Annotated in this window: 18 protein-coding genes; 11 read left to right on the top strand and 7 right to left on the bottom strand. The window is 35.0% G+C overall.

What is annotated here, in order from left to right; translation table 11 throughout:
• The first annotated feature begins 61 nt into the window (after positions 1-61).
• The 4 genes from mobC (at position 62) to B4G94_RS01640 (ending at position 4974) form a co-directional block, all read left to right on the top strand.
• Positions 62-2065 carry a conjugal transfer protein MobC gene (mobC, locus tag B4G94_RS01655; protein WP_124533440.1) on the top strand — a complete coding sequence of 668 codons (2004 nt, stop codon included), beginning with the start codon at positions 62-64 and terminating at the stop codon, positions 2063-2065.
• 131 nt (positions 2066-2196) lie between these two features.
• Positions 2197-2988 carry a hypothetical protein gene (locus tag B4G94_RS01650; RefSeq protein WP_286856727.1) on the top strand — a complete coding sequence of 264 codons (792 nt, stop codon included), beginning with the start codon at positions 2197-2199 and terminating at the stop codon, positions 2986-2988.
• A 131-nt stretch (positions 2989-3119) separates the two neighbouring features.
• Positions 3120-4712 carry a DoxX family protein gene (locus B4G94_RS01645; RefSeq protein ID WP_124533444.1) on the top strand — a complete coding sequence of 531 codons (1593 nt, stop codon included), beginning with the start codon at positions 3120-3122 and terminating at the stop codon, positions 4710-4712.
• A 1-nt stretch (position 4713) separates the two neighbouring features.
• Positions 4714-4974, top strand: a complete 261-nt coding sequence (locus tag B4G94_RS01640; RefSeq protein WP_228447826.1) for a DUF6520 family protein — start codon at positions 4714-4716, stop codon at positions 4972-4974.
• A gap of 17 nt (positions 4975-4991) precedes the next feature.
• Here B4G94_RS01640 and B4G94_RS01635 read toward each other — a convergent pair whose 3' ends face one another.
• From B4G94_RS01635 to B4G94_RS01615, 5 genes are all read right to left on the bottom strand, one after another.
• Positions 4992-7517, bottom strand: a complete 2526-nt coding sequence (locus tag B4G94_RS01635; RefSeq protein WP_286856726.1) for an alpha/beta hydrolase family protein — start codon at positions 7515-7517, stop codon at positions 4992-4994.
• Positions 7507-8877: a RagB/SusD family nutrient uptake outer membrane protein gene (locus tag B4G94_RS01630; protein ID WP_286856725.1), complete on the bottom strand. Its 1371-nt coding sequence runs from the start codon at positions 8875-8877 to the stop codon at positions 7507-7509. Before B4G94_RS01630 ends, B4G94_RS01635 begins: the two co-directional genes overlap by 11 nt.
• 11 nt (positions 8878-8888) lie before the next feature.
• A complete protein-coding gene (locus tag B4G94_RS01625) occupies positions 8889-11984 on the bottom strand; it encodes a SusC/RagA family TonB-linked outer membrane protein (protein WP_286856723.1) in 3096 nt (1031 codons plus the stop codon).
• Positions 11985-12141: 157 nt separating this feature from the next.
• Positions 12142-12948 carry a FecR family protein gene (locus B4G94_RS01620; protein ID WP_286856722.1) on the bottom strand — a complete coding sequence of 269 codons (807 nt, stop codon included), beginning with the start codon at positions 12946-12948 and terminating at the stop codon, positions 12142-12144.
• Between the two features lie 88 nt (positions 12949-13036).
• Positions 13037-13561 carry an RNA polymerase sigma factor gene (locus B4G94_RS01615; protein ID WP_124533456.1) on the bottom strand — a complete coding sequence of 175 codons (525 nt, stop codon included), beginning with the start codon at positions 13559-13561 and terminating at the stop codon, positions 13037-13039.
• Positions 13562-14146: 585 nt separating this feature from the next.
• Here B4G94_RS01615 and B4G94_RS01610 point away from each other — a divergent pair.
• The 7 genes from B4G94_RS01610 to B4G94_RS01580 all read left to right on the top strand — a co-directional run bounded on the left by B4G94_RS01610 (position 14147) and on the right by B4G94_RS01580 (position 20407).
• A complete protein-coding gene (locus B4G94_RS01610; protein WP_286856720.1) occupies positions 14147-15532 on the top strand; it encodes a transglutaminase family protein in 1386 nt (461 codons plus the stop codon).
• A gap of 25 nt (positions 15533-15557) precedes the next feature.
• Positions 15558-16826 (top strand): RHS repeat domain-containing protein, encoded by a 1269-nt coding sequence (locus B4G94_RS01605; protein ID WP_286856719.1) that lies wholly within the window; start codon positions 15558-15560, stop codon positions 16824-16826.
• On the top strand, positions 16816-17181 hold the full coding sequence (locus tag B4G94_RS01600; protein WP_286856718.1) for an immunity protein Imm33 domain-containing protein: 366 nt from the start codon (positions 16816-16818) through the stop codon (positions 17179-17181). The genes B4G94_RS01605 and B4G94_RS01600 overlap by 11 nt, the downstream gene beginning before the upstream one ends.
• A gap of 18 nt (positions 17182-17199) precedes the next feature.
• Positions 17200-18177 carry a hypothetical protein gene (locus tag B4G94_RS01595; protein WP_286856717.1) on the top strand — a complete coding sequence of 326 codons (978 nt, stop codon included), beginning with the start codon at positions 17200-17202 and terminating at the stop codon, positions 18175-18177.
• Positions 18178-18247: 70 nt separating this feature from the next.
• A complete protein-coding gene (locus tag B4G94_RS01590; protein ID WP_286856715.1) occupies positions 18248-19015 on the top strand; it encodes a DUF2314 domain-containing protein in 768 nt (255 codons plus the stop codon).
• Positions 19016-19033: 18 nt separating this feature from the next.
• Positions 19034-19354, top strand: a complete 321-nt coding sequence (locus B4G94_RS01585) for a hypothetical protein (RefSeq protein WP_124533470.1) — start codon at positions 19034-19036, stop codon at positions 19352-19354.
• Positions 19355-19381: 27 nt separating this feature from the next.
• The gene (locus B4G94_RS01580; RefSeq protein ID WP_286856714.1) at positions 19382-20407 is read left to right on the top strand and encodes a hypothetical protein; all 1026 of its coding nucleotides are present in this window, start codon (positions 19382-19384) and stop codon (positions 20405-20407) included.
• A 15-nt stretch (positions 20408-20422) separates the two neighbouring features.
• Here the strand turns inward: B4G94_RS01580 and mobB are convergent, their stop codons facing one another.
• Both mobB and mobA read right to left on the bottom strand, forming a co-directional pair.
• Positions 20423-21685 carry a conjugal transfer protein MobB gene (gene mobB / locus B4G94_RS01575; RefSeq protein WP_124533472.1) on the bottom strand — a complete coding sequence of 421 codons (1263 nt, stop codon included), beginning with the start codon at positions 21683-21685 and terminating at the stop codon, positions 20423-20425.
• On the bottom strand, positions 21682-22113 hold the full coding sequence (mobA, locus tag B4G94_RS01570) for a conjugal transfer protein MobA (RefSeq protein ID WP_286856713.1): 432 nt from the start codon (positions 22111-22113) through the stop codon (positions 21682-21684). The genes mobB and mobA overlap by 4 nt, the downstream gene beginning before the upstream one ends.
• Positions 22114-22454: the final 341 nt, after the last annotated feature.

The following is a 22454-nucleotide window of genomic DNA, read 5'->3' as shown; positions in this document are numbered from 1 at the left end:
GCCAATTTATTAAACGGGCACAGAATCCCAATAATTTCACTTGCAAATTTAATTTTCAGATATGCAAGGAGATGATGATTTAAGAGGATTAGCAAAAATTATTGCTTTTATGAGGGCAGTAAGTATCGTTCTGGTACTTATGCATTTTTATTGGTTTTGTTACAGTGCATTTGCAGATAAGGGCTGGAACATAGAGGTGGTCAACCGAATATTAAGCAACTTCCAAAGGACAGCAGGATTATTTTCACATACTCTTTATACAAAGGCTTTTGCATTCCTACTTCTTGCTTTAAGCTGTTTGGGAACGAAAGGAGTAAAAAATGAAAAAATTACCTGGACAAAAATTAATACCGTTTTATTAGTAGGATTTGTATTTTATTTTCTTAACACATCATTACTATTACTTTCTCCCGAAATAGGCTTCTTTCTATACATTCTTACGACAAGTATTGGATACATTTCATTGATGGTTGGCGGGATTTGGTTAAGTCGATTATTGAAAAATAATCTCATGGATGATGTTTTTAATAATGAAAATGAAAGTTTTCAGCAAGAAACAAAATTAATGAAGAATGAATACTCCATTAATCTTCCAACTAAATTTTATTACAAAGGGAAATGGAATGACGGCTGGATAAATATAGTAAATCCTTTTCGCGCAACAATCGTTTTAGGAACACCCGGATCTGGAAAATCATACGCTGTGGTTAATAACTACATAAAGCAACATATTGAAAAGGGTTTCAGCATGTATATTTACGACTTTAAGTTCGATGATCTTTCTACAATTGCTTATAACCATTTGTTAAAACATTCAGGGAATTATAAAGTTAAACCTAAATTTTATGTAATTAATTTTGATGATCCTCGCCGTAGTCACCGATGCAATCCCCTTAATCCAAGTTTTATGTCCGATATTTCGGATGCTTATGAGGCAGCTTACACGATTATGCTCAATCTCAATCGTAGCTGGATCCAAAAACAAGGCGACTTTTTTGTGGAGTCACCAATTATTTTATTGGCCGCAATTATATGGTATCTTAAAATTTATGATAATGGTAGATATTGTACTTTTCCTCATGCTATAGAACTTCTTAACAAAAAATATGCAGATGTTTTTACAATATTGACCTCGTATCCAGCATTAGAAAACTACTTATCTCCCTTTATGGATGCTTGGGAAGGCGGAGCCCAGGACCAACTGCAAGGACAAATTGCTTCCGCGAAGATTCCTTTATCAAGAATGATCAGCCCGCAACTATACTGGGTTATGACTGGTGATGACTTTTCGTTGGACATAAATAATCCGATGGACCCGAAGATTTTATGTGTAGGTAATAATCCGGACAGGCAAAACATCTATTCAGCTGCGCTGGGTCTCTATAATTCGAGGATTGTAAAGCTTATCAATAAGAAAGGACAGCTGAAAAGTTCGGTAATTATTGATGAACTGCCTACCATTTATTTTAGGGGACTTGATAATCTCATTGCTACAGCAAGAAGTAATAGAGTGTCCGTTTGTCTGGGTTTTCAGGACTATTCACAGCTAATCAGGGATTATGGAGATAAAGAAGCTAAAGTCATCCAAAATACAGTGGGTAATATATTTAGCGGACAAGTTGTAGGGGAAACCGCTAAAAACTTATCAGAGCGTTTTGGTAAAGTGCTCCAAAAAAGACAAAGTATGACCATCAACCGAAATGATAAATCAACGTCTATTTCTACCCAGTTGGATAGCCTGATCCCAGCGTCAAAAATATCAACTTTAACCCAAGGGCTATTTGTTGGAGCCGTAGCAGATAATTTTGATGAACGCATTGAACAAAAAATATTTCACGCTGAAATAGTAGTTGATAACGAAAAAGTTGCTAATGAACTAAAAGCCTTTAAAAAAATTCCGCAAATTCTGTCTTTTGAAGATGAAAATGGTATAGATAATATGCAGGAAATAATACAGGGGAATTACAAAAAGATCAAAGTCGATATTAACGGAATTATTGAACAGGAATTAGATCGCATAAGCAATGATCCATCATTATCTCATTTGATAAAAAAGGATTCTTAAGATATTAAAGAGTTGATATAACAAAGATTAATTTTATTTTTTTCTTAGAAAATCAAAATTATTTCATTACTTAGTAAAATATTGGATTTTCTTTTCTATAAGAAATTTGTTATACTAACTGGCCAATAATTATGAACACTTATTTAGTATCACTGGTCGAAAGTACGTTTAAGGACGCTATTGGAGAGTTTGCAAAACTTCCCTGGGTCTCTCCTGCATTTCACACTAATCAAATTGATGTGATTCAACTACAGTTGAATAAGCTCATGGATTTTTATATTGAATTCTTTCAAAAAACAGGGTTTCTGCCTAAAGAATTGGATATAGCAAAAAAATCTTGCGTTATTGAAAAAAGAATAAAAGACTTCAAGAAGGTAAAAGATGATGAAACTTTATTGGGTTTATCGTTTGTCATCGAAGAAATCGAAGATAATGTTAAAAACCGTATTGTTCCCATTCATACCCAATATCGTAAGCCCGAAAATTTAGCATTATTGACAGGAATTGCAGCGACTGATTCTTATGGCAAAACTATTACATTTTTGCTTCATGAATTTGAAATACCGAGGATTCTAATTGCTATAATTGCCCAGGATCTTGATTATATTGAAAGGCTTCTTGACTTGTACGATGCAAAGCTAGCACGTTCTTTAAAGGACTTTGTAACCTCATTTAATCGGAATTATAAGAAGTTCCAAAAAGACTGTAAGATTTATCTTGAAGATACCTTTTACCAATTTTATATAAAATTGAAGATGATTGGGGCTAATCTCGATATCCTTTTTTCAGATATGACAATGAAAGAGGTTGCCTATAATAATCAATTCGGAGACTATTTAAACCTATATAGATTATTTAATCAACATTATAAAATATCTCTGGATGAAATACCTAGATTCAAACAAATATTATATTATCGATAATAATATTCCTATTAGTGGGAATTTATTATAATAAAAAAGCATTTTTTTGAAATACATTAGCTCATTCTAGATATTTTTTTTCACAAAAGGTTTTGGAAATTTGATTATAAATAATCATTAAACCGATTGTGATGAAAAAGTATCTTGGAAAAGACTATGCAAGTATTGTAGCTTATTTTATAGCACTGCTTTTTGTATATGCAGCTATGAGTAAACTATTGGATTTTGAAAATTTCCAGGTTCAACTCGCGCAATCCCCACTGTTAAGTGCCTATGCAGGATTTATTTCCTATGCCGTAATTATAGTTGAATTTGCGTTGGCAGTTTATGTCTGTGTTCCAGATTATCAATTACTTGCATTATATGGCTCTTTGGGTTTAATGACAGCTTTTACTATCTATATATATCTGATAATAAATTATAGTGATTTTGTTCCGTGTTCATGCGGCGGAATATTAGAAAAATTAGGGTGGACTGAACACCTGATTTTTAATATCGTGGTCGTGCTACTAATTTTTACAGCAATTCTTTACAGGGAAAGAAAACAGAATCCACAAAATCGACTGATCTTACCCCTATCCAAATCTATTGCCATAAGTATTGTCAGTTGTGGAATTGTTGTATGCTTATTTTTAAGTTCCGAACACATTATTAAGCAGGAGAATAATTTTACAAGGCGATTTGTACCGCATCCACTTGTTAAAGAACAGATTTATGACCTGGGAGTAAATTCTTACTACTTTGCTGGGTTGGAGGATGGAAATATCTATTTGGGAAATACAACTGCACCGCTTTTCATAACAAAAATTGACACTGCACTAAGAGGAATGTCAGATATAAAGGTAAAATTGGACAATAAAAATCATGCATTCCGAAACTTAAAGTTAACAATCCGCAAACCATATTTTTATATGTATGATGGTTCTGTACCAGTAATTTATCAAGGGAAGCTGGAGGACTCATTAGCAAAAACAATAAGCTTTGGTGATGCATATTTTAATCAGCTTGCCATACTTGATTCAATGCGATTTGCCATTAGAACTCAGCGGAGGTCTGATAAACGGTATATTCTAGCTTCACTAGATTTAGATAAAAATAAAAAACTGGATTTGCAACCGGATATTTTAGAAAAACAGATTGACGGAATTTTTGATGTCGATGGAATTTTGAGTTCTGATAGTCAGAGCGGAAAACTGGTCTACACCTATGTCTATCGCAACCAATACATTGTGATGGATAACAATTTGAAGATATTGAATCGTTTAAATACCATTGATACAACAAGCCGTGCAAAAATTTCTGTAGTACGTTTATCCAATGGCAATAATAAAATGAGTGCTCCGCCTTTTAGCGTAAATAAAGGTTCACTGGTTTCGGGTAATTTATTATTTAATCAATCCAACCTGAAAGGCAAACATGAGCCCGCAAAATCCTGGAAAACATCTTCCATAATTGATGTATACAGCACTGATCAACAGCAATATATTGGTAGTTTTTACATTCGACACAAAAACAATATACCAATGTCTGCAATGATCGTTCAGGACAACAACCTTTTCGTCCTCATTGGAAATGAACTGGTTCGTTATAAAATCAGGGATGGTGCTTTTGACATGAATTCAAAACGAAACAGGCCACTCAGGGAGCAGCCTGTTGATAAGGAACCCAAAAAAGGGATTGCCGAAAACCTTGAAAAGATTAGGCATAAACCAATAAACACTTAATATGAAAAAGATATTATTGCCAGCACTTATTGTAGCAATGGGTGCAGGAGCTGCTTTCGCTACCAATATGGCAAGTAAAGCCTCTAAAGTAATTCCGACCTATCGTATTGACGAGAACGACAAATGTGTTCAGGTACAACAGGATTGTAATGCCACAACTGGATTTGTTTGTACTTGGGATGGAGACGGTATTTCGCAATTACATCAGTTTATGGATAGTGAAACACAATGTTCAGTCGAACTATTCAGAACTACACCGTAACTTCGGAGAGAGGGCGTTTAAAAAAGCGCCTTCTTTTTTATTTGCCTATTGATCCATGGAACTTCTTTTTGATCTTTTAGAAAGTAGTCGAACCATTCCAAAATTCTCCTATCCCTGTCTATTTCTTCTGATGTGTGATGAAGAAAATCGTGATCTCCTTTTGGATAAAAGAGGGCAATAACCTGTTTCTGATAACGCCTTAAACCAATATAAAATTCCATTATTTGCCCCAATGGTACATTTTCATCTTTCTTTCCTGCCCATAATAAAATAGGGGCATTGACATTTTCAACGTTTAGAACGGGACTATTCAATAAATAGCGTTGTTTATCTTCTGCTACTGAGTTTGCCATTTTGAACTGCTCAGTTTCATAATAAAAATAATACGGTTTAACATACTGATAGCTATAAGAATAATAACTGCTGATCAAATCACTTAAACCTGCTCCTGAAACATATGTCTTAAAGCGATGCGAGTGGGTAGCGATGAAATTGGTTTCATAACCACCATAGGAATGTCCTATAAGCGCAATTCTGTCCTGATCAATTAGAGGGTTTTTCATTACAGTATCCAGCGCATTGTTCACGCATTCCAGCGCAGATATGCCGGGTCCATCCTTGCCTTGTTCGATATCAGGCAGATAAACAAAATAACCTCGTTCCAATAAAGTCCTGATCTGGAATCCTACAGGTGATACATTATTTGGAGAAAGATAATCATTGCTTAAAGTGCGTTGTACCTGATAGATATGGACTACCATCGGGTATTTTTTCTTTGCATCATATTCTACTGGATAATATAAAATGCCCTTTAGATTCTTACCTACGGCATTGAAATTATAGATTTCTTGTTTGATCCTTTGTGCTTCAACATCCTTAATTCCGGCATTGAACAATTTATTTTTATGTCCATTGACATAGGAATACAATGTAGGTGGATGGTTGAAATTTCTTTCCAACGTATAAAAGGTTGTCATATTTCTGTTGAAAAGTAGATGATCAGAGTCAATCCTGTTTTCCGTTTCCGGTACAACCTCTTTCCATTTTCCCTTGCGGTACATATTGTAAGAAGTTTTATTTGAATAATTATCATATACTTCCAGCAATATGGAATCTTCCGGTAAAAATGAATTTAATGTACTTTCACCAAATTCGTTAGTTTGATTTTTAATTTTGACTTTATTTCCTTTTGCAATGCCCAAAGCGATCAACTTCTTTCTATTGATGTCATATTTCCAGAGGTCGTCACTGCTTTCAAAATAAATTTGCTTGCTGTTTGCCGTAAAAACAGGTTTTTCAAGACCAATTTGTTTTATTAGGGCTTCTTTCTTGCCCGAAGCACTGAACAAAGACCAATTTTTACCATCATTGCTCGCTAGGAACAACCTGCCATCCTTGGAACAAAAAAAACTATTTCCCACAAAGTCGGGTCTCCAACCTTTTGTTAAAGTATGTATTTGTTTTAAGCTACCGATTGCAGTTAAACTTTCTGCTGCTTTATCAAATATGTAGGCATCATTGATATCTGGCGTAAACGTAATAAAATTGTAATCTTTTCTAGGTAGATAGGTCAGAAAATATCGATCATTATTTAAAGATTCAAGTACATGGTTCTCCTGAATTTTTAATGACTGCAGTTTATTCGTTATCGTATCCCATATCCAGTATTCGTTATTTACGTACATTCTTTTATGTAGGTTGACAAATGGATCATTGCCATACCAAATGTCAACCAAGGAAGACTGCTCTTCGGAGCATCTTACTCTAGAATTGATGAGAAAGTACTTTCCATCCTGAATTTCCGTCAAACTTACTTCTGATTTGGTTGGAACCTCTAATTGAATTACCTTTTTATAGTCATGTTCTGAATCGAGTATAGTCAATTGATTATGTCCTTTCTGAACCTGAACTTCTGTAATGATAAGCTGTTTGCCAGATTGCGTAAGTTCGATCTTTGTAATTCGATTTTCTGTCGAGTACACAACCTTCTGTTTTGTACCTGCTGTTTCAAGGATCTTGGTTTTTCCTTCATGCTGCTTTACAATATATAGTTTACTTTTTGAGTCTGTTACCAGAAGACCATCAATGTCTGCTATTTCCAGCAGCTGATTTCCTGTAAGATCATAAAAACGAAGTCGCTTATCTTTTGAGTAAATAGCATATTTATCTAAGTTGACCAGCCGATAAAAATTGTTGATATTATTATACTGGTATAATTTACCAGTCTTAAGGTTCACAAACTGTACTTGATCGGCTTTTCTTCCAAAAACTCCTTCTTCCTTAAGAAACTCCAAAATTCCCGTCGATATAATCTTATGTACTGTCTTGTCCTTTGTGCTTACAACATAAGCCGAATCACCACCGAGTTTATATTGCTTATTGATTCCTATCCATGTTCCTTCAGGTGAAATCTTGGGAACCCCACCCAATGTTGCAAATTTTGCCTTCCATTGGGTTAAGGTATCCCCCTGCTGTTGAGCAGGTATAAAAATGAAACCGTTAAAAATTATGGATAACAGTAAATATTTGATCTTAATAGCCATTATTCTGAGGTTTGAGATTTAGATTGAGTAGAATTTCATTTTGGGGGATTGGCCAAAGTTTATGAAAATCCTTCCAGTTAGGCTTTGCAGTTGACAATAAATTGAGTTTATCCATTCTCTTCAGATCAAGAAACCTATGTCCTGTTTCAGTAAAGAATTCACGTCTATCTTCCAAAAGGATTTCATTAAGGAGATCTGCTTGGCTTAAGTTGCTTAATGCCGCTAAACCTGCCCTTTGTCTTATCGCATTTAAATAAATAAGCCCTTCTGTGAGTTTACTCTGCTGAGCCAAAGATTCTGACAATAAAAGATAAGCTTCTTCCACCCTGAATATGATAGAATACTCATTAGCATTTGTATTATCGCGATTTTTGTATTTTTCAGCTCTATACCATATTGATCCATTATAGGATACTGACGCCACCCACTGCTGTTTTCTTAGGTCATTAGAGTTGAAGGAGTTTACAAGATTCATACTCAAAGCATAAGAACTAGGCTTTGCATTTGAGAAATAGTATAAGGTAGCCTGTTTCAGTGAAGCATTATTAATAGGTTTTAATTGCCAAAGAATGTGTTTACCTGACTTTTGAAATACTTTTGTTATATCGGTTTCTATTTGATAAAGCGAAGATTGGGTAATTTCTTTTAACAATTGCTCTGCTTGATTCCAATTTTTCTGTGCCATATAGATCTTTGCCAGTAGAAGCCTTGCCGTCATTTTATTGGCATATATCCGTTCAGCATTTCGATAGTCATCCTGCAATAGTGTCATGACCTGTTGAAGATCATCTATCATTTTTTTCAATGCATCATTTGAAGGTGTTTTATTTAGGATCTGATTTATTGTGTAATCTGTTGTTTGAGGATATGGAATATCCCCCCAAAGTTGGTTCAAATAAAAAAACATTAACGTTCTAATAAATAAAGCTTCTCCCTTCAAATACCTTTTGTCAGACAGTGAAATCCCGGTAGATTTATCAACACCTTCAATAATAGCATTAGCTGTATAAATATGTTTAAACGATGAAACCCAGATATTGTATACAGTTTGATTCGTGTCAGTTTGTTGGTTTAGATAAAGTTCCCTAGTTGGAGTAATCGTTGTACTGAATTCATCCAGTTCATCCGTATAAACGCCTAGGGCGGCATCAAGATTCACACCTGAAACCGGGGAATTTGACATTACATCGGCATATAAAGCAGATAACGCAGCGTTGGCTGTTTGAAGATCCTGAAATACTTCGTTGCTGGCAATCTGATTATTCGGTAGATCAACGTCAATCAATTTTTCGCACGAAATCGAAAAATACAATGAGAAAGATGTGAAAATGCATGTATATAAATATTTAAAATTTTTCATGAGATTAGAAATTAAAAATTTAACTGTAGTCCGAAAGAGTATGTTCTTAAGGGAGGAAGAAAACCTGAGATTATTGCCTCTGGATCGACACCAAAGAATTTAGTCCATGTTATTAAATTCTGGCCCTGAAAGTAAATTTTAGCACTTTTAAAAGGACTTGAAGACATCGGTATATTATAACCAAATTCTAGGTTTTTTAATCTTACAAAGGATGCATCTGAAACAGCAGCTGTACTTCCTTTAAATAGGTTATGACTTAGCAAATTTTTTGATGCACTATAGGGCATATATGTTCCGTTAGGATTCTCGGCAGACCAGACATCCAGTACTTCCACAGGTTGGTTAACCATTGTACCCGGAAGAGGCATAATTGAATTTTGGTTATAGTTTTTCTTTTTGACGAATTGGAATAAAAAAGATAAATCCCAATTTTTATATCGAATACTGTTATTTATACCACCAAAAAATTTAATTTGAAGATCTTCAATAACCTGACGGTCATCTGGCGACGATATTTTACCGTCTCCATTAAAATCAGTGAACTGATAAAGTCCTGTCTGCGGATTAATACCTTCCAATTGATATAGCTTAACAATCTGCGTTGAAGAGCCAATGGAATATTGACTTGCATAAGGTGAACCGGCAAGACCTGGAAATGATAACAGTTTATTTTTCGGGAATGTTATATTAAGATTAGATTCCCAATTAAAGTTCTTAGTTGAAATTGGCCTTGCATTTATTTCAAATTCCAGTCCGGTATTCTGCACTGTGGCGTCCAGATTTGCTGTCACACTTGGAAATCCAGTGACGGCAGAAAGTTGGTAGCCAACCAATTGATTTGAAGATCTATTACGATAATATGCTAAATTAGTAGTAATACGGTTCTCAAAAAAGCCTAGTTCAATAGCAGTTTCAAACTTTCTTGTTTTTTCCCAACTGTAGTTGGGATTAAATAGTCTGGCAGGTAAAAGTCCAGTAATTCCATTGTATATTAATGTTGAGGAAACAGTATAATTGTCCAAAAATTGAAAATCCCCGATATTATCACTTCCTGTCGAACCATAGCTACCGCGAATCTTTCCAAAAGATAGCCATCTGGAATCTTTTAGAAATTCCTCTTTTGAGAATAACCATGCAATTCCAAGAGCTCCAAAATTTGCAAATCTGTTATTTGGTCCAAAACGACTACTACCATCACGTCGTCCAGTAACATTCAGTATATAACGATTTTTATATTGATAATTTAACCTACCAAATAATGCGGCATATCTGTATTCAGTAGATGATTGGTCACCCATTCTTATCGTTTTTGCCGCGGAAACATTTGTAATAAACTGATTGCTTTCAAATCCTATTCCTGTAATTTCATCAGTATTCCTTACATTTCTCTGAAAACTTCCCCCTATCAAAAAATCAATTTTATGGTTCCCCCAATTTTTTGTCCAGTTTAATTGAGGTTCAATAATGAAAGAAAAAATATCCTGATCTTTTTTTCTTGATTGGGAAGTAGCGCTGGAAGCACCGCTTGCAAGGGATGGATTATTGACCGTATTGGGAAGTAGAGATAATTCATTTATTGCAGTGTAATTTAAACCTGCATTAATCTTAAATTTCATATCCGAATAAAGTTTGTAATCAGCGTTTATATTAGTTTGAAAGAGCTTGGTATCGTTACTATAAGTGGCATTAAAGGCCGCTAAAGGATTGTTAAAAGTATTTCCGGCCCAATTTAAACTTCCATCTTCATTATAGAGCAGAGGTGATACAGGTGGTAGCGTATAACTACTGCCAGTAATATCAGTTCTAACAACATTGTTTTTCTGATTGGTAAACATATTGGATAAACTGAGCTGAAAGCGGTTATCCTTTGAACGATGGGACAGATTAGAATTAAAAGTATTACTGAGATATTTATAACCCTGTCCAAAAGGAGTTGTCTGCTCGTTGTGTCCGAGGCTGACTAAAAAACTGGTTGTTTCACTACCTCCGCTCAATGAAAGTTGGGTGTTACTATAGGTCGCTTTGTTTCCGATCAATGTTTTTTGCCAATCTATTTCATTGTTTCCCCAAGCTCCATTAAGATCATAGGCTGTTGCAGGATAGTTTACAACTCCGTCATTATGGTAAGCTGTACGGCGCATGTTCAGGTATTGATCCCTGTTCAATAATTTGAGGTTCGAAACAGCCTCACTTATACCGTAATTGGTTGTAAGACGTACGTTTAACCGACCTGATTTACCTTTTTTAGTGGTTATTAAAATAACTCCATTTGCTCCTCTGGAACCGTAGATTGCAGTCGCATCAGCATCTTTTAATACTTCGATGCTCTCGATATCATTGGGATTTATACTATTTAATGGATTAATTTTGCCGGAAGGCATCACTGTAGCACCTATTTGCGTGTTTTCAGCTGTTATTTCACTTAAAGGTACACCATCAACGACATAGAGTGGTAGATTACCGTCTATGGAGGAATTCATACTTGTTCTCAAACTATTCTGTCCCCGGATCTGTATTGTAAATCCTCCACCGGGAATCCCAGAATTTTGCGTGATATTAACTCCTGACATGCGCCCCTGTAAAGAGGATAATACATTAATTACAGGTTGATTTTCGATATCTTTTGCAGTAACCTTTGCAATACTTCCTGTTCTGTTCTTTTCGGTGACTTTATAGTATCCGGCATTTAAAGTGATTTCTTCAATTTTGGTTTCTTTACCCGAAAAAGACCCTGATTTTAATGTGTCAACAGGTAAACTTTGATCTTGTGGAGCTATTTGACTAATTGCTTTGATTTTCTTTTCGCGAATGACAACCGTGTTATTAAAAATGGTTGTTTCAAAGGGTAATTCCTTGAATAACTTCGCAAGGCAATCCATTAAAAGTTCGTTATTGCATTTTGTACCTGGTACTTTGTAATTTATAAATGACTTCTTCTTGTAAGAAAAGCGACGTACTTTATTTTCCTTCAAAAAAAGCTCAATAGCATCTACTGCAGGTAGTGATTCCGCTTCATAATTTACCCTCATGGTAGAGAGGTTTTCTTGGGCATAGAGGCCCTGCCATCCGATCAAAAAGAACACGGCGGCTTTGTACAAAATTTTCATATTTTTGTAAAGTATTTTAAATTAATATCTAACCGAGATTTTAGTTGAATACAGGACCGACGGGGCCAACCGTCGGTCATTTCCTTATCCAACATTTTAAATTTTACTGGGTCATGTGTCGTCATTGAGCGAGGGCATAATTAAAACCCATAGTTTTTCACTCCAATTGAAATGTTTTATCATTAATTTGTTTTATGTTGAAATCCAGCTGGAAAGCAATTATTTCAAGAAGGGATTTAGCGGTAGAATTAGTGGAAGAAATCGTAATCTTAACCTCCTTATCTTTATCAGGAACTATTATTTTTACATTATAAGTTTCCTCTATGATTTGGGCTACTTTAATTAGGGAGCAATCGTTAAAGGACAAACTAGATTTAAGATGAGATTCAGTTGATCTTGATGTGGCAGATATTCTTGCGACTTGTGCAGTTCCCAAATTTGAAAACGTTTCTTTTGGCTTTAGTTCAAATGATTCATTAGGCTTTTCAGATCTATAGACCAATACCTTACCTTCATACAGATCCACGCTGAAAGTTTTTTCATTTTGGTAAATCTTAAAAACTGTTCCCAATACTTTAGTCTCATAATTTCTACCATGAACTATAAAAGGATGTTCTTTTGATTTAGAAATTTTAAAGATTGCGTCTCCATCCAGTGTAACTTCACGTGTATCGGAAGAAAATGACTTTTCAACGGTCAGCTTCGCTCCTTTTTGTAATACTACTTCTGATTTGTCGGGCAGTAAGACCTTACGGGAATCAGAAACAGCCATATAGACATCTGGCTTAATCAAAAAATTATAGCCAAAAACGCAACCGCTAAAGATCACTACTGCAGCAATGCCGCCGTACATTATAGTTTTACGCTTCCTCTTTTGCTTTTCTTTACGACGAATAGCGATTAAAGCATTTGTCCATACTTTATTATCTTCTTCCTCTGTGAGATAGGGAACATTGTCTTTCATAAAAAGAGCCTTTTTTATGTATAGGAGAAAAGAGGAAAAAACCACATGGTTTTTATGGAAAATTAACTTATTTTATGATACTTTAACATCATTTAGTAATTTTCACTTTGCTTTTCAGGTAGATCATAGATTGTGAGATATGCTCTTCAACCGTTCTTTTGGAGATCTTAAAATTAGCGGCAATTTTCTCTTGCGTAACTCCATCTATTTTATTCATTTTGAAAATTTTTCTGCGAAGCGGAGGAAAAAGCTCTTCAATCGCTGTTTCGATTTCTGAGAGATTTTCCTCTTTATTTTGTGCAATGACTAAATCTTCATGCGAAGGATCAGATAAATGTATGGGTAGATCGCTAGTTTTATCGATTTTTGCGTTCCTATAAAAATGTGCTATTTCTTGTTGGCAGGTTTTTATGACGATGCTTTCAATATTGGTAGAGTCCAGTTTAGACCGATATTCCCATATATGGATAATGACATTCTGAAAGACATCCAAAACATCGTCCCTATTACTGATCTTTTTATAAATGAGAGAAAATATTAGCGGATTAAATTTATGAAGAAGCTTATGATATTGTTGTTCTTCAATTCTGATATGTCGGTTAAGAGACCACATTGTGCTAATAGCAAAATTAGTAATTTTTTAATAGATAATTAAATTTATCGAAATATTTTTTAATTATACTGGAAAAATATGCCACAACATCAGTATTATTCATAATTATATTTTCAACAATAAAACACCATCACCAATTAGAATATTTATTTCTAAAAAATTAATATATTAGCAGTCGGAATATTTAATAGAATATTAAGATATAAACGAGCGTAAGCTATCGAAAATTTAATCTAAGAAAACCGCTAATTTTCAAAAACAGATGCAATTCGATAGACTTACGCCTGTGCCTACTATTGGCATGGGCTAAGTCTTTTCGGCATCTGGGTTCTTAGCGGTACCTCTTAGACGATTGGCTTCAGTACCATGCCTTTCTTTGTTTATCCCCAATAAATACGTAAGAAAGATAATTAAACTTCCCAAAGTTTAAAATGCGACAGGTTCTGACGTTTTCTAGTTATAATTTCGCTCCATATATTTTTTGAATGAGAATTTAAAAGTAAAATTCCGTGAAAATACCTAGAGCCGAAAAACATAAATAGAATTAAATTGCAAATCCCTCCGACAAAAAGCACAGTTATACCGATGAGATATATTATTTTACTATTTTTTAATGTCAGTTCCATTTGTCTCGCACAAATACCCAAGTTTCCTGAAATGCCCCAGCAGAATAATCTATTTAGGGTGCAGGAGACCCCAACGACCAATCCTGGTCGCTATAATCATTCTCGAATTAATTCCCATGCCGATCCTCGGATAAATCAACAAGCAGATCAAGAGCAGATTAATAAGGAGGTTGAACGTCAGATTGCTGAGCTAAGGGCCGAATCCTTCGCTAAAAACTTTAAACTTGCTTCATTAGCAAATCAAAAAGGTACCTCCGCATATTATGCAGCGTATGAAAATCTGTCACAACTTGATCCCGAAAGCTATTCCATAGCTGATGCTGTCTTTATAGTTGAAAACGCCTATTACGATAACAATAAAAACTTCCATGAATCTTACCAAAATCAAATCCAAAAAGCAACGAACATTATAAGAAATGATCTAAAGAAAAACCGTGTGGTAGATTCTGACAACGTTTCCAAGAATCTATCAATTTTTAGGTATTTCGCTGAGGACAGTAAACAGGGTGGCAAAGTAGTTCATAAGGCAATGAAATACGATTTTGATGATTATATGGGCGCCAAAGATTATTCAAAAATGTTTGTATCCAAACTGATGAAAACTAATTCTGGTCAGTGTCACTCAATGCCGTTACTATATCTAATATTGGCAGAGCAAATTGGAGCGGATGCATATTTGGTAATGTCGCCGAATCACTCCTATATCAGATTTAAAAATGATGATGGAGAAGTACTGAGTATTGAATTGACCAATGGAATGTTTTCTGCCAATTCCTTTGTACTCAATTCAGGATATATTAAAGCAGAGGCATTAAAGAATAAGATATACATGCAAAACTTAAATAAACGGGAAGTTTTATCGCAGACATACGTGGATTTGGCAAGTGGCTATATTCATAAATTTGGCTATGATGAATTTGTTTCGAAAGTTCTTGATAAGGCTTTGCTTTTAAATCCGCAGAATATCAATGCGACTTTATGGAAAAGCAATACTGATCAAGTGCGTTTTATGCAGTCTTGCGCGAGATTTGGAATTGATCCTCAGATTAAGGAGCAGCTGCAAAATATCCGTAATTACCCACCATTGGAAGACCAATTTCGTCAAATAAATTTGAGCTTTGACTATATTGATCAATCGGGTTTTACCCAGATGCCACTAGATCAATATGAAAAATGGCTCGGCTCATTAAGGAGTACGGAGAACAAACAAAAAAGTGATGAAATTGCCGAAAGGATCAAAATTATTAATGCCCAAAAGCAGAAAGAAGCCAAAAATAAACCTAAACCGATCACACCTAAAAAAGAATCCTCTAAGATCTACAAAATTCCAAAGGAATTTTTATAACAGATAATCAAAAAACAAATAAATTATGAGAAAGATTTTATTTTTTGTTTTCCTGCTTCTCGTGAGTTATTCGCAAGGACAGTTAAAACAAAAGAAAAAAACCATTAAACAGGAAGAATGGGTAAATCCGGTTAATCTATCTAAAGAAGAGCGTTCCCGCCCGTATATGTCGGAAGTTCTCAAAACCAGAGATAGCTTAAGTCCTGCAGAAGCTGAAAGAAGAAGAAAAAATATAGAAGCAGGAAACCCATTTAAAAAATATGGTTACTACCCCAAGGTAGCCACATTAAGTAAGGGAAAATACCTTGAATTTCATGATCAGGATAGTATTGTTACGATAGGATCAGTAAAATTCAACGTCAAAAAAGGTGAGGTTGTTGATTTCATTGAAATAGATCTTGAAGATCCTGACGCACAACCGACCGGTGATACTCATGGACGCTGGATGAGTCCTGACCCCTTGAGTGAAGAGTTTTCAAGTTGGACGCCTTACAACTATGTTTTTAATAATCCTATCAGTAATATTGACCCTGATGGAAGAGAAGGGCTTGGATGGGGACTAGGTAAAGATAATGTTTGGCAGTGGCAAAGTGACCTGACTTCGGACAATTATCAGTCAAGAGGCTTTACTAACTACAAAGATGATGGTACTGTAATAAGTAACGCTACAATTCAAGGCCAGGGAGGGGATGCTGGCGCTGTTTACTTAGGATTTAATGGGCAGGCTCAATCATTACCAGCTGGGGGAACGACAGGGCTGTTGCAATTATCGAATTTTACAAGAGATGCGATTGCTTCTACACTATCAGGAATAGGTTCCGCTATTAATGGTCTTTACGATGTTTGGATGATTGCGACGTTTAGTCCAGATCCAAATATGAACCTTAATCCTCCAAGCGCAACTACACCTGCAGGAAAAGCTCTGGAAATGGCAGGAAGTGTTTCGCCATTGTTGGGAGCTGAAGCAAGTGGCACAAAAAATGCTCTTTCAGAGCCAGTCACGAATACTATATATAAGCGACCTAATAATGCAACAACGGCAGCCCAAAGAGCAGCTGTGCAAGGTGAGCCTTGTGTCACTTGTGGGGCAACCGACACAAAAATGGTGGCAAATCATAAGTATGAACTTGTCAAAGAACATTATCAAACAGGAACTATTGATACTAAAAGAATGCGATCTTTAAATGCTGTAAATTCGCAATGCCAAACTTGTTCTGCTCAACAAGGAGCTGCAATGAGTAAATATTCAAAGGAGATGAAAAAAATCATAAATCAGAGAACAAATGGACAATAATTATAAAGAAGAACAACAGGAGATTTGTATAAAATATAATCAGGAATTTTTCGAAACTGATCTTAATTTGAAAATTGGTATATCTGAAAATTTTGGTAGTGGTGAAATGCCATTGAATGGCTTAAGACATTTCCCAGAAGGAGACACTTCGGGATGGTATATTTGGGCAGGCGAATATTCAGAAGCAGCTGATTTTTTTAAACCAATTCATATTTCTCATTTGTTTGAGACTTTCCCAGAAATAGTAAAATATCTAGGACTTCCTCCTGGATGTCGTTTTTTGGCAGACAATAAAGGTTATGAAGATATTTGGTTCGATCAGGGCCTTTTGGTGTATGATACTCAAAGATCATAATCTAATATTTACTTAAGAATGGAGGAACAGTATCTAATTTTTAAAAATGACGATCTTGAGAAATCTAGAATTCTAGCTAAACGGCTAGATATTTCGGATAACGATTATACCAAAGTACAAGATTGGTTTGACTTATTGCTTTTAAAGCATCAAGAATTAAGCAATGATAAGGAAGAGCAATTACAAGCAGAAAAAGAATTAGAGAATAGATTCAATGAACTTGTTTCATCCGAAATTGAAAAGAAAAGTTATAAATACATCTTACCAAAGTTATTGCATTTTAACAATGAATTTAATGGAGCCTTTTTAAGATCATTATATGTGGCAAGATTAGGTGCATTGCTCCGAGAAAATCTTATAGTGAGATTTGTAAATGATAAGGCTATTAGCTACACACCAGAAGACTTTTATTATACAACGGCTTATCTTAAACAGAACTATTTTGTTTCGCCTAATAGCAACTTTTTAGAAGATATTATAAAGATCGAGCAAGTCCGATCTATTTTTAAACAGGGCACTGTCGAAGTTAAGTTAGCGACTTTTAAAAATATTTTGTGCATCGTACAACATAAAGAGTTTCATCATGATATTATCTGTTTTAAAAAGATTCTAAAATTGGTAACTGTGAAAGACATTGGAATGATTGATTATCTTAAAAACATTAGAGTTGAAAATCAACAAGGCTGCTATACCATTATTAACAATGTTTTGAATCTAGAGATTTCAGAAAATACCTGGGACGATTTTGAAATTAAAGTTCAGCTTATTCATTTTTTGGATACAGCTCGGGGCGCAAATCCGACCGCAAGTTGGAGCAAAAAATTTCAAGAACTTTCAGGGAATATTGATAATACAATATTTTTACAGGTTGCACATATCGTTTTGGAAAATGAAAGTTGTAAAAACTACGAGTTTAATTATGGAGCGATATGGGGCGACGATACGGCAAAACGATTTTTGAAATCGGCGCAATGGATTAAAGACTTTTTGCGGTGAAAATTCAGCATTAAGTTACGATCAGCTTAAATAGTAACCAGGTAATGTTCCCAAAGCATTAAGATACCAAATGGAGAATCACATAACAATTCAGGTTGATGATAAATTCATATATAATTTATACAAGGCCGACAGTACCCTATGGCATTTCGATAATTTGATCGAAAGTGGATTTACTGGGTATAATTCTATAAAGTTCAAAAATAAAAATGATGTTTTTGTTTGGTTAGAAAATATAAGAATCGAAGAAGTATATTATGTAGGAACCCTAGTTGAAACAGGTCAGACGGAAACCATACTCCGAAGTGAAGCTGTTGACTGGATGTTGATAGATAATCAACGAATGATTGGAGGTTACACCATACGCCATTATTACAATATGTTATCAGACGATGAAAGAATAAATTTCGAAATACACTGTGGATATCGTATTGATAATGGGAATGACTTTTTCAGATCAGACCGTTCAACCCCTGAAGGTGCGATAATAACGTTGGAAAATTTTTACAGTGAAAATAATATGGAAGGTATTTTATCCTGTAAGGACTTTCATCTGGAAGCGGAAAATGTGATGCAAGAACACAATATGCAATGGGATTCAAAAATCCATTCTAAAGTAGCCAGTGTGCTGAGAGTTTCTCTGTTAGAAGAGTTGGAGATTAACGGTTTTCCAAATTTTGAGACCATTGAGCGCGTATTCAACCTTTTAGAAAGAAGAAAAGACCAGGAGCTCATTGAAGAAACACTTTACTATCCGGACGGATTTATATCGGTCAATAAATTTTGGGTAGGTTTAACAAAAGCTGATGGGTGGAAAGTGTTGAATCTTGTCGAATAAAAATAAATGTATGTAGCCATGAAATTAGATGAAATTATAAAAGCAATTAGAAGACATACAATCAATGATTTACTTATTGAAGACCTGAGCGAAATGGATCATGAGAAAATAATTCTTTATGCAGAATACTCAGTGGGAATTGACACGACCTATCATTTATTCAAATTTAAAAGGGGAATGAAGGAAATACTCAATGAAAATGGAATGACATATGAACGTCTTTGTTCACTAAAAGAACTTCGCTTTCTAATTGATTTTTATCTTTCAAAGTATGATCGAAAGACAGATGACATACTAGCAATTGACATTATCGACCATATTCAAAATCCAGATTTTTAAATGTACCCCATGTTGGGAACCAAACTTATGAAATACTTATATCTCTCTTTATTTATCTTTATCGCAGGTTTAATCAAAGCCCAGGAGAACCAGTTTTATAACGACGCCTACCAGACTATTGATAATATGCTGGGCGATAAGCAGAAATACAGTTTTAAAACTGCTGTGTTGAGTGTGGAAAATGCATATTATCAGGGCAAACTGGATACGGTTGAGCTTGACAGGAAAATTCGCTTTATGGCTAACTTTTGTAGAACAATTATTAAGGGCCGAGATCTTACCTACAATGAAAAAGATAAGGAGACGGTGAGCAAATATGCTGCGATTTTTTCGGTGATCTGCGAGGAAACGCCAATTTTATTAAACCAGGACACAATTCGATACAAACCATTTTCTTATGATTTTGAGGATGTCTTTGGACACAAAGAGCTCGCAAATCTGTTTGTTTCCAAACTGATAAATACACAGAAAGGAAACTGCAACTCGTTGCCCTATCTATATAAGATCCTCGCCGAAGAAATCGGTGTAAATGCTAATTTAGCCCTGGCTCCCAATCATATTTATATAAAGCATAACATTAAGTCAATAGGATGGTATAACACCGAACTTACCAGTGGTATATTCCCGCAGGATTCCTGGCTAATGGCATCGGGGTTTATCCATTTGGATGCCATTGAAAATGGTGTTTATATGAAAGCGCTTGATGATAAAGAAAGCTTAGCGTTGTGCCTGGTAGATCTTGCAATTGCATTTAATAGGTCTTTTCCGGATAATGATGGTAGCTTCGCTTTAAAATGTGCTGATCGTGCGGTACATATATTTCCGAATCTGATAACGGCCTTGATTCTAAAAGCGGAAACGCATAAAAACCAATATTTAAAGCTTGAAAAAACTTCTTCATCTGCTGTTAAGCTACTGTCAGTAATAAATACTGAATACAGTTATATACATAAAATCGGTTATAGAAATATGCCACAAGGAATGTATTTAGAATGGTTAACCTCATTAAAAAAGGAAAGAAAGAAATATAGTGATCAGCGAGTAAATCTTTGAATTCATATGTAGCTATCAAAGTTTTCTACGTTTACGTTTACTCTTTCTTTTCATCCGGTTTTCAAAATCAATTTCCTCAAAATCTTCTCCCTGTGACCCTGGTATCATTGAGCCCGTTCCCTCAATAAAATTCTCGGTAAGATTGGTTAAAATTCCTTCATCTATGAAATCAAATAATTTATGGATCGGCAGGTCATTTTTTTGATCAATACCGTAATCATCACTGAATGGCCTTGCCCCTATCGACCAATACTCGTTAAAGAAATTTGCAGAGAGGTTCTTCCCTAACTGTGAACCGTTCCAGACAGAATGACTTTCATGGTCGATAAAAGTTACACCATAAATTCTACCTTCATCATTTCTGCGTACTACAATATTGATTCCCTGTTTTGCCAACTGTTTTTTAAATTCTGTCTCGCTATTTGTAATTGCTAGAACAGATTCACAGGTATTTTTTAAAATTGATTTTGCAGGTCTGGATTTCATGGAGGCTTTGCATTCTTCAAAATGACTGTTTAGAAATTCCATTCCCGCCTTTTTTCCGAATAATGAAGCTTTAAAAGGATTGCTCGCTTTATTACCTTTTTCATCCAACGCAAAATAAACAAGACCACTTTTAGGCTGTCCCTGAATTTCTCCTTTAACCTCTTCGGCTGTGATATTAAATAATGATAAAAGCGCGTTATACCCCCCAAGAGTCTGAAATTGGTAGTGTTGGGGTAGATATCGGACCACCGCCGAAATCTGGCTCTTGATATTTCCTTTTTTATGGTTAACAGGTCTGAAATTAAGCTCATCTTTAGTTAATTTTTCAGTTGCGGGCAATAACCCATAATCCTTTTCAATATTTCTGCAGATGGCCATCGATTTACCGTGATCGTTGTAATCGGGAATTTTCTTTCCGTCAGATTTTACGCAAGTGGTGACTATATGCATATGTGTTCTTTCAATATCTGTATGTTTAAATATAATATAAGGCTGATTTTCGAATCCCATTTTTTCCATATATTCATTTGCAATAGCAATAAGATCATCGTCCACTACTTTATCATTCGGATCAGGATTTAAAGAAATATGACGGATTGGTTTCTCTGTTTTATTGTTAGCTGTAAGATATGGATCAAAACATTTCATCAGATAACTGACCGAATAAGTTCCATCGAAACTTTCCGGCATGTTATTAAGACCAAGAATCTGCCCATTTTCACTTGCTACTTTTTGAAAATTGTAAGTAATTACTCCATAAAGGTTTGCCCCTTTTCCAATTTTAGCGATCATTTTTCAAGGTGTTTTTTTTCAAATTCGAGTGTTAAGTCAATGATTTTTCGACAAAGTTCTGCAAGTTCAGCAGTTTGATTTTCCAATTTGAAAAGATATGCCGCGGCCTTTTTCTCTGAAAAATTGCGGTACAAAATTTTTACTATCTGGTTATAATTTACGCCTATTGATCGAAATTGGCTATATAAATTGGTTAACCTGGTATGATAATCCACTGCATTCATGTCAATTTTTACTGTCTTTATTGTTCTATCAAACATGCAAGCTGTGATAAAATGTGCCATTACTTTCATACCTGACTTCTCAAATAACGATAAGAAACGATCATTCTCCTTATCGTTCAAACTTACGGAATACCGGTGTCTTGCCGGATCAACCTTGGGCTTACGCCCAGACTTTTTGATTTGCTCTTTTTTTTGATTGTCCATTGTCAAAAATTAATGTTTTAATGAAAACCTCGACTTCGGAGAGTGTTTTTAAAGTCCCGCTAGGGCAAGTTGTTTTGAGCGGTGGAATTTATTTCGAGCTGCTCAAAAGATAACTTGCTCCTTTCCGATGAAAGGATTCCGCCAACAATGGCGGATTGAGTAACAAAGATTAATGGATTGATTTCTTAAATCCATCAAAAGTAAATAGCGTATTACCTTCCTTCCACAAATTCAATACAAAGTAAAGGCTAGTTTTTCAAAGGCTCACCATATCAATAAGAGCCAAAAACCGCCGCTTCTGGTCAATCAATTCCAGGTAATTATAGTGCATTAAATAATAC

This window comes from Sphingobacterium sp. UBA7625 (assembly GCF_002484085.1).
Lineage (GTDB): Bacteria > Bacteroidota > Bacteroidia > Sphingobacteriales > Sphingobacteriaceae > Sphingobacterium > Sphingobacterium athyrii.
The sequence above is the reverse complement of the archived record's forward strand: the minus strand, read 5'-3'. Positions and strand labels throughout refer to the sequence as shown.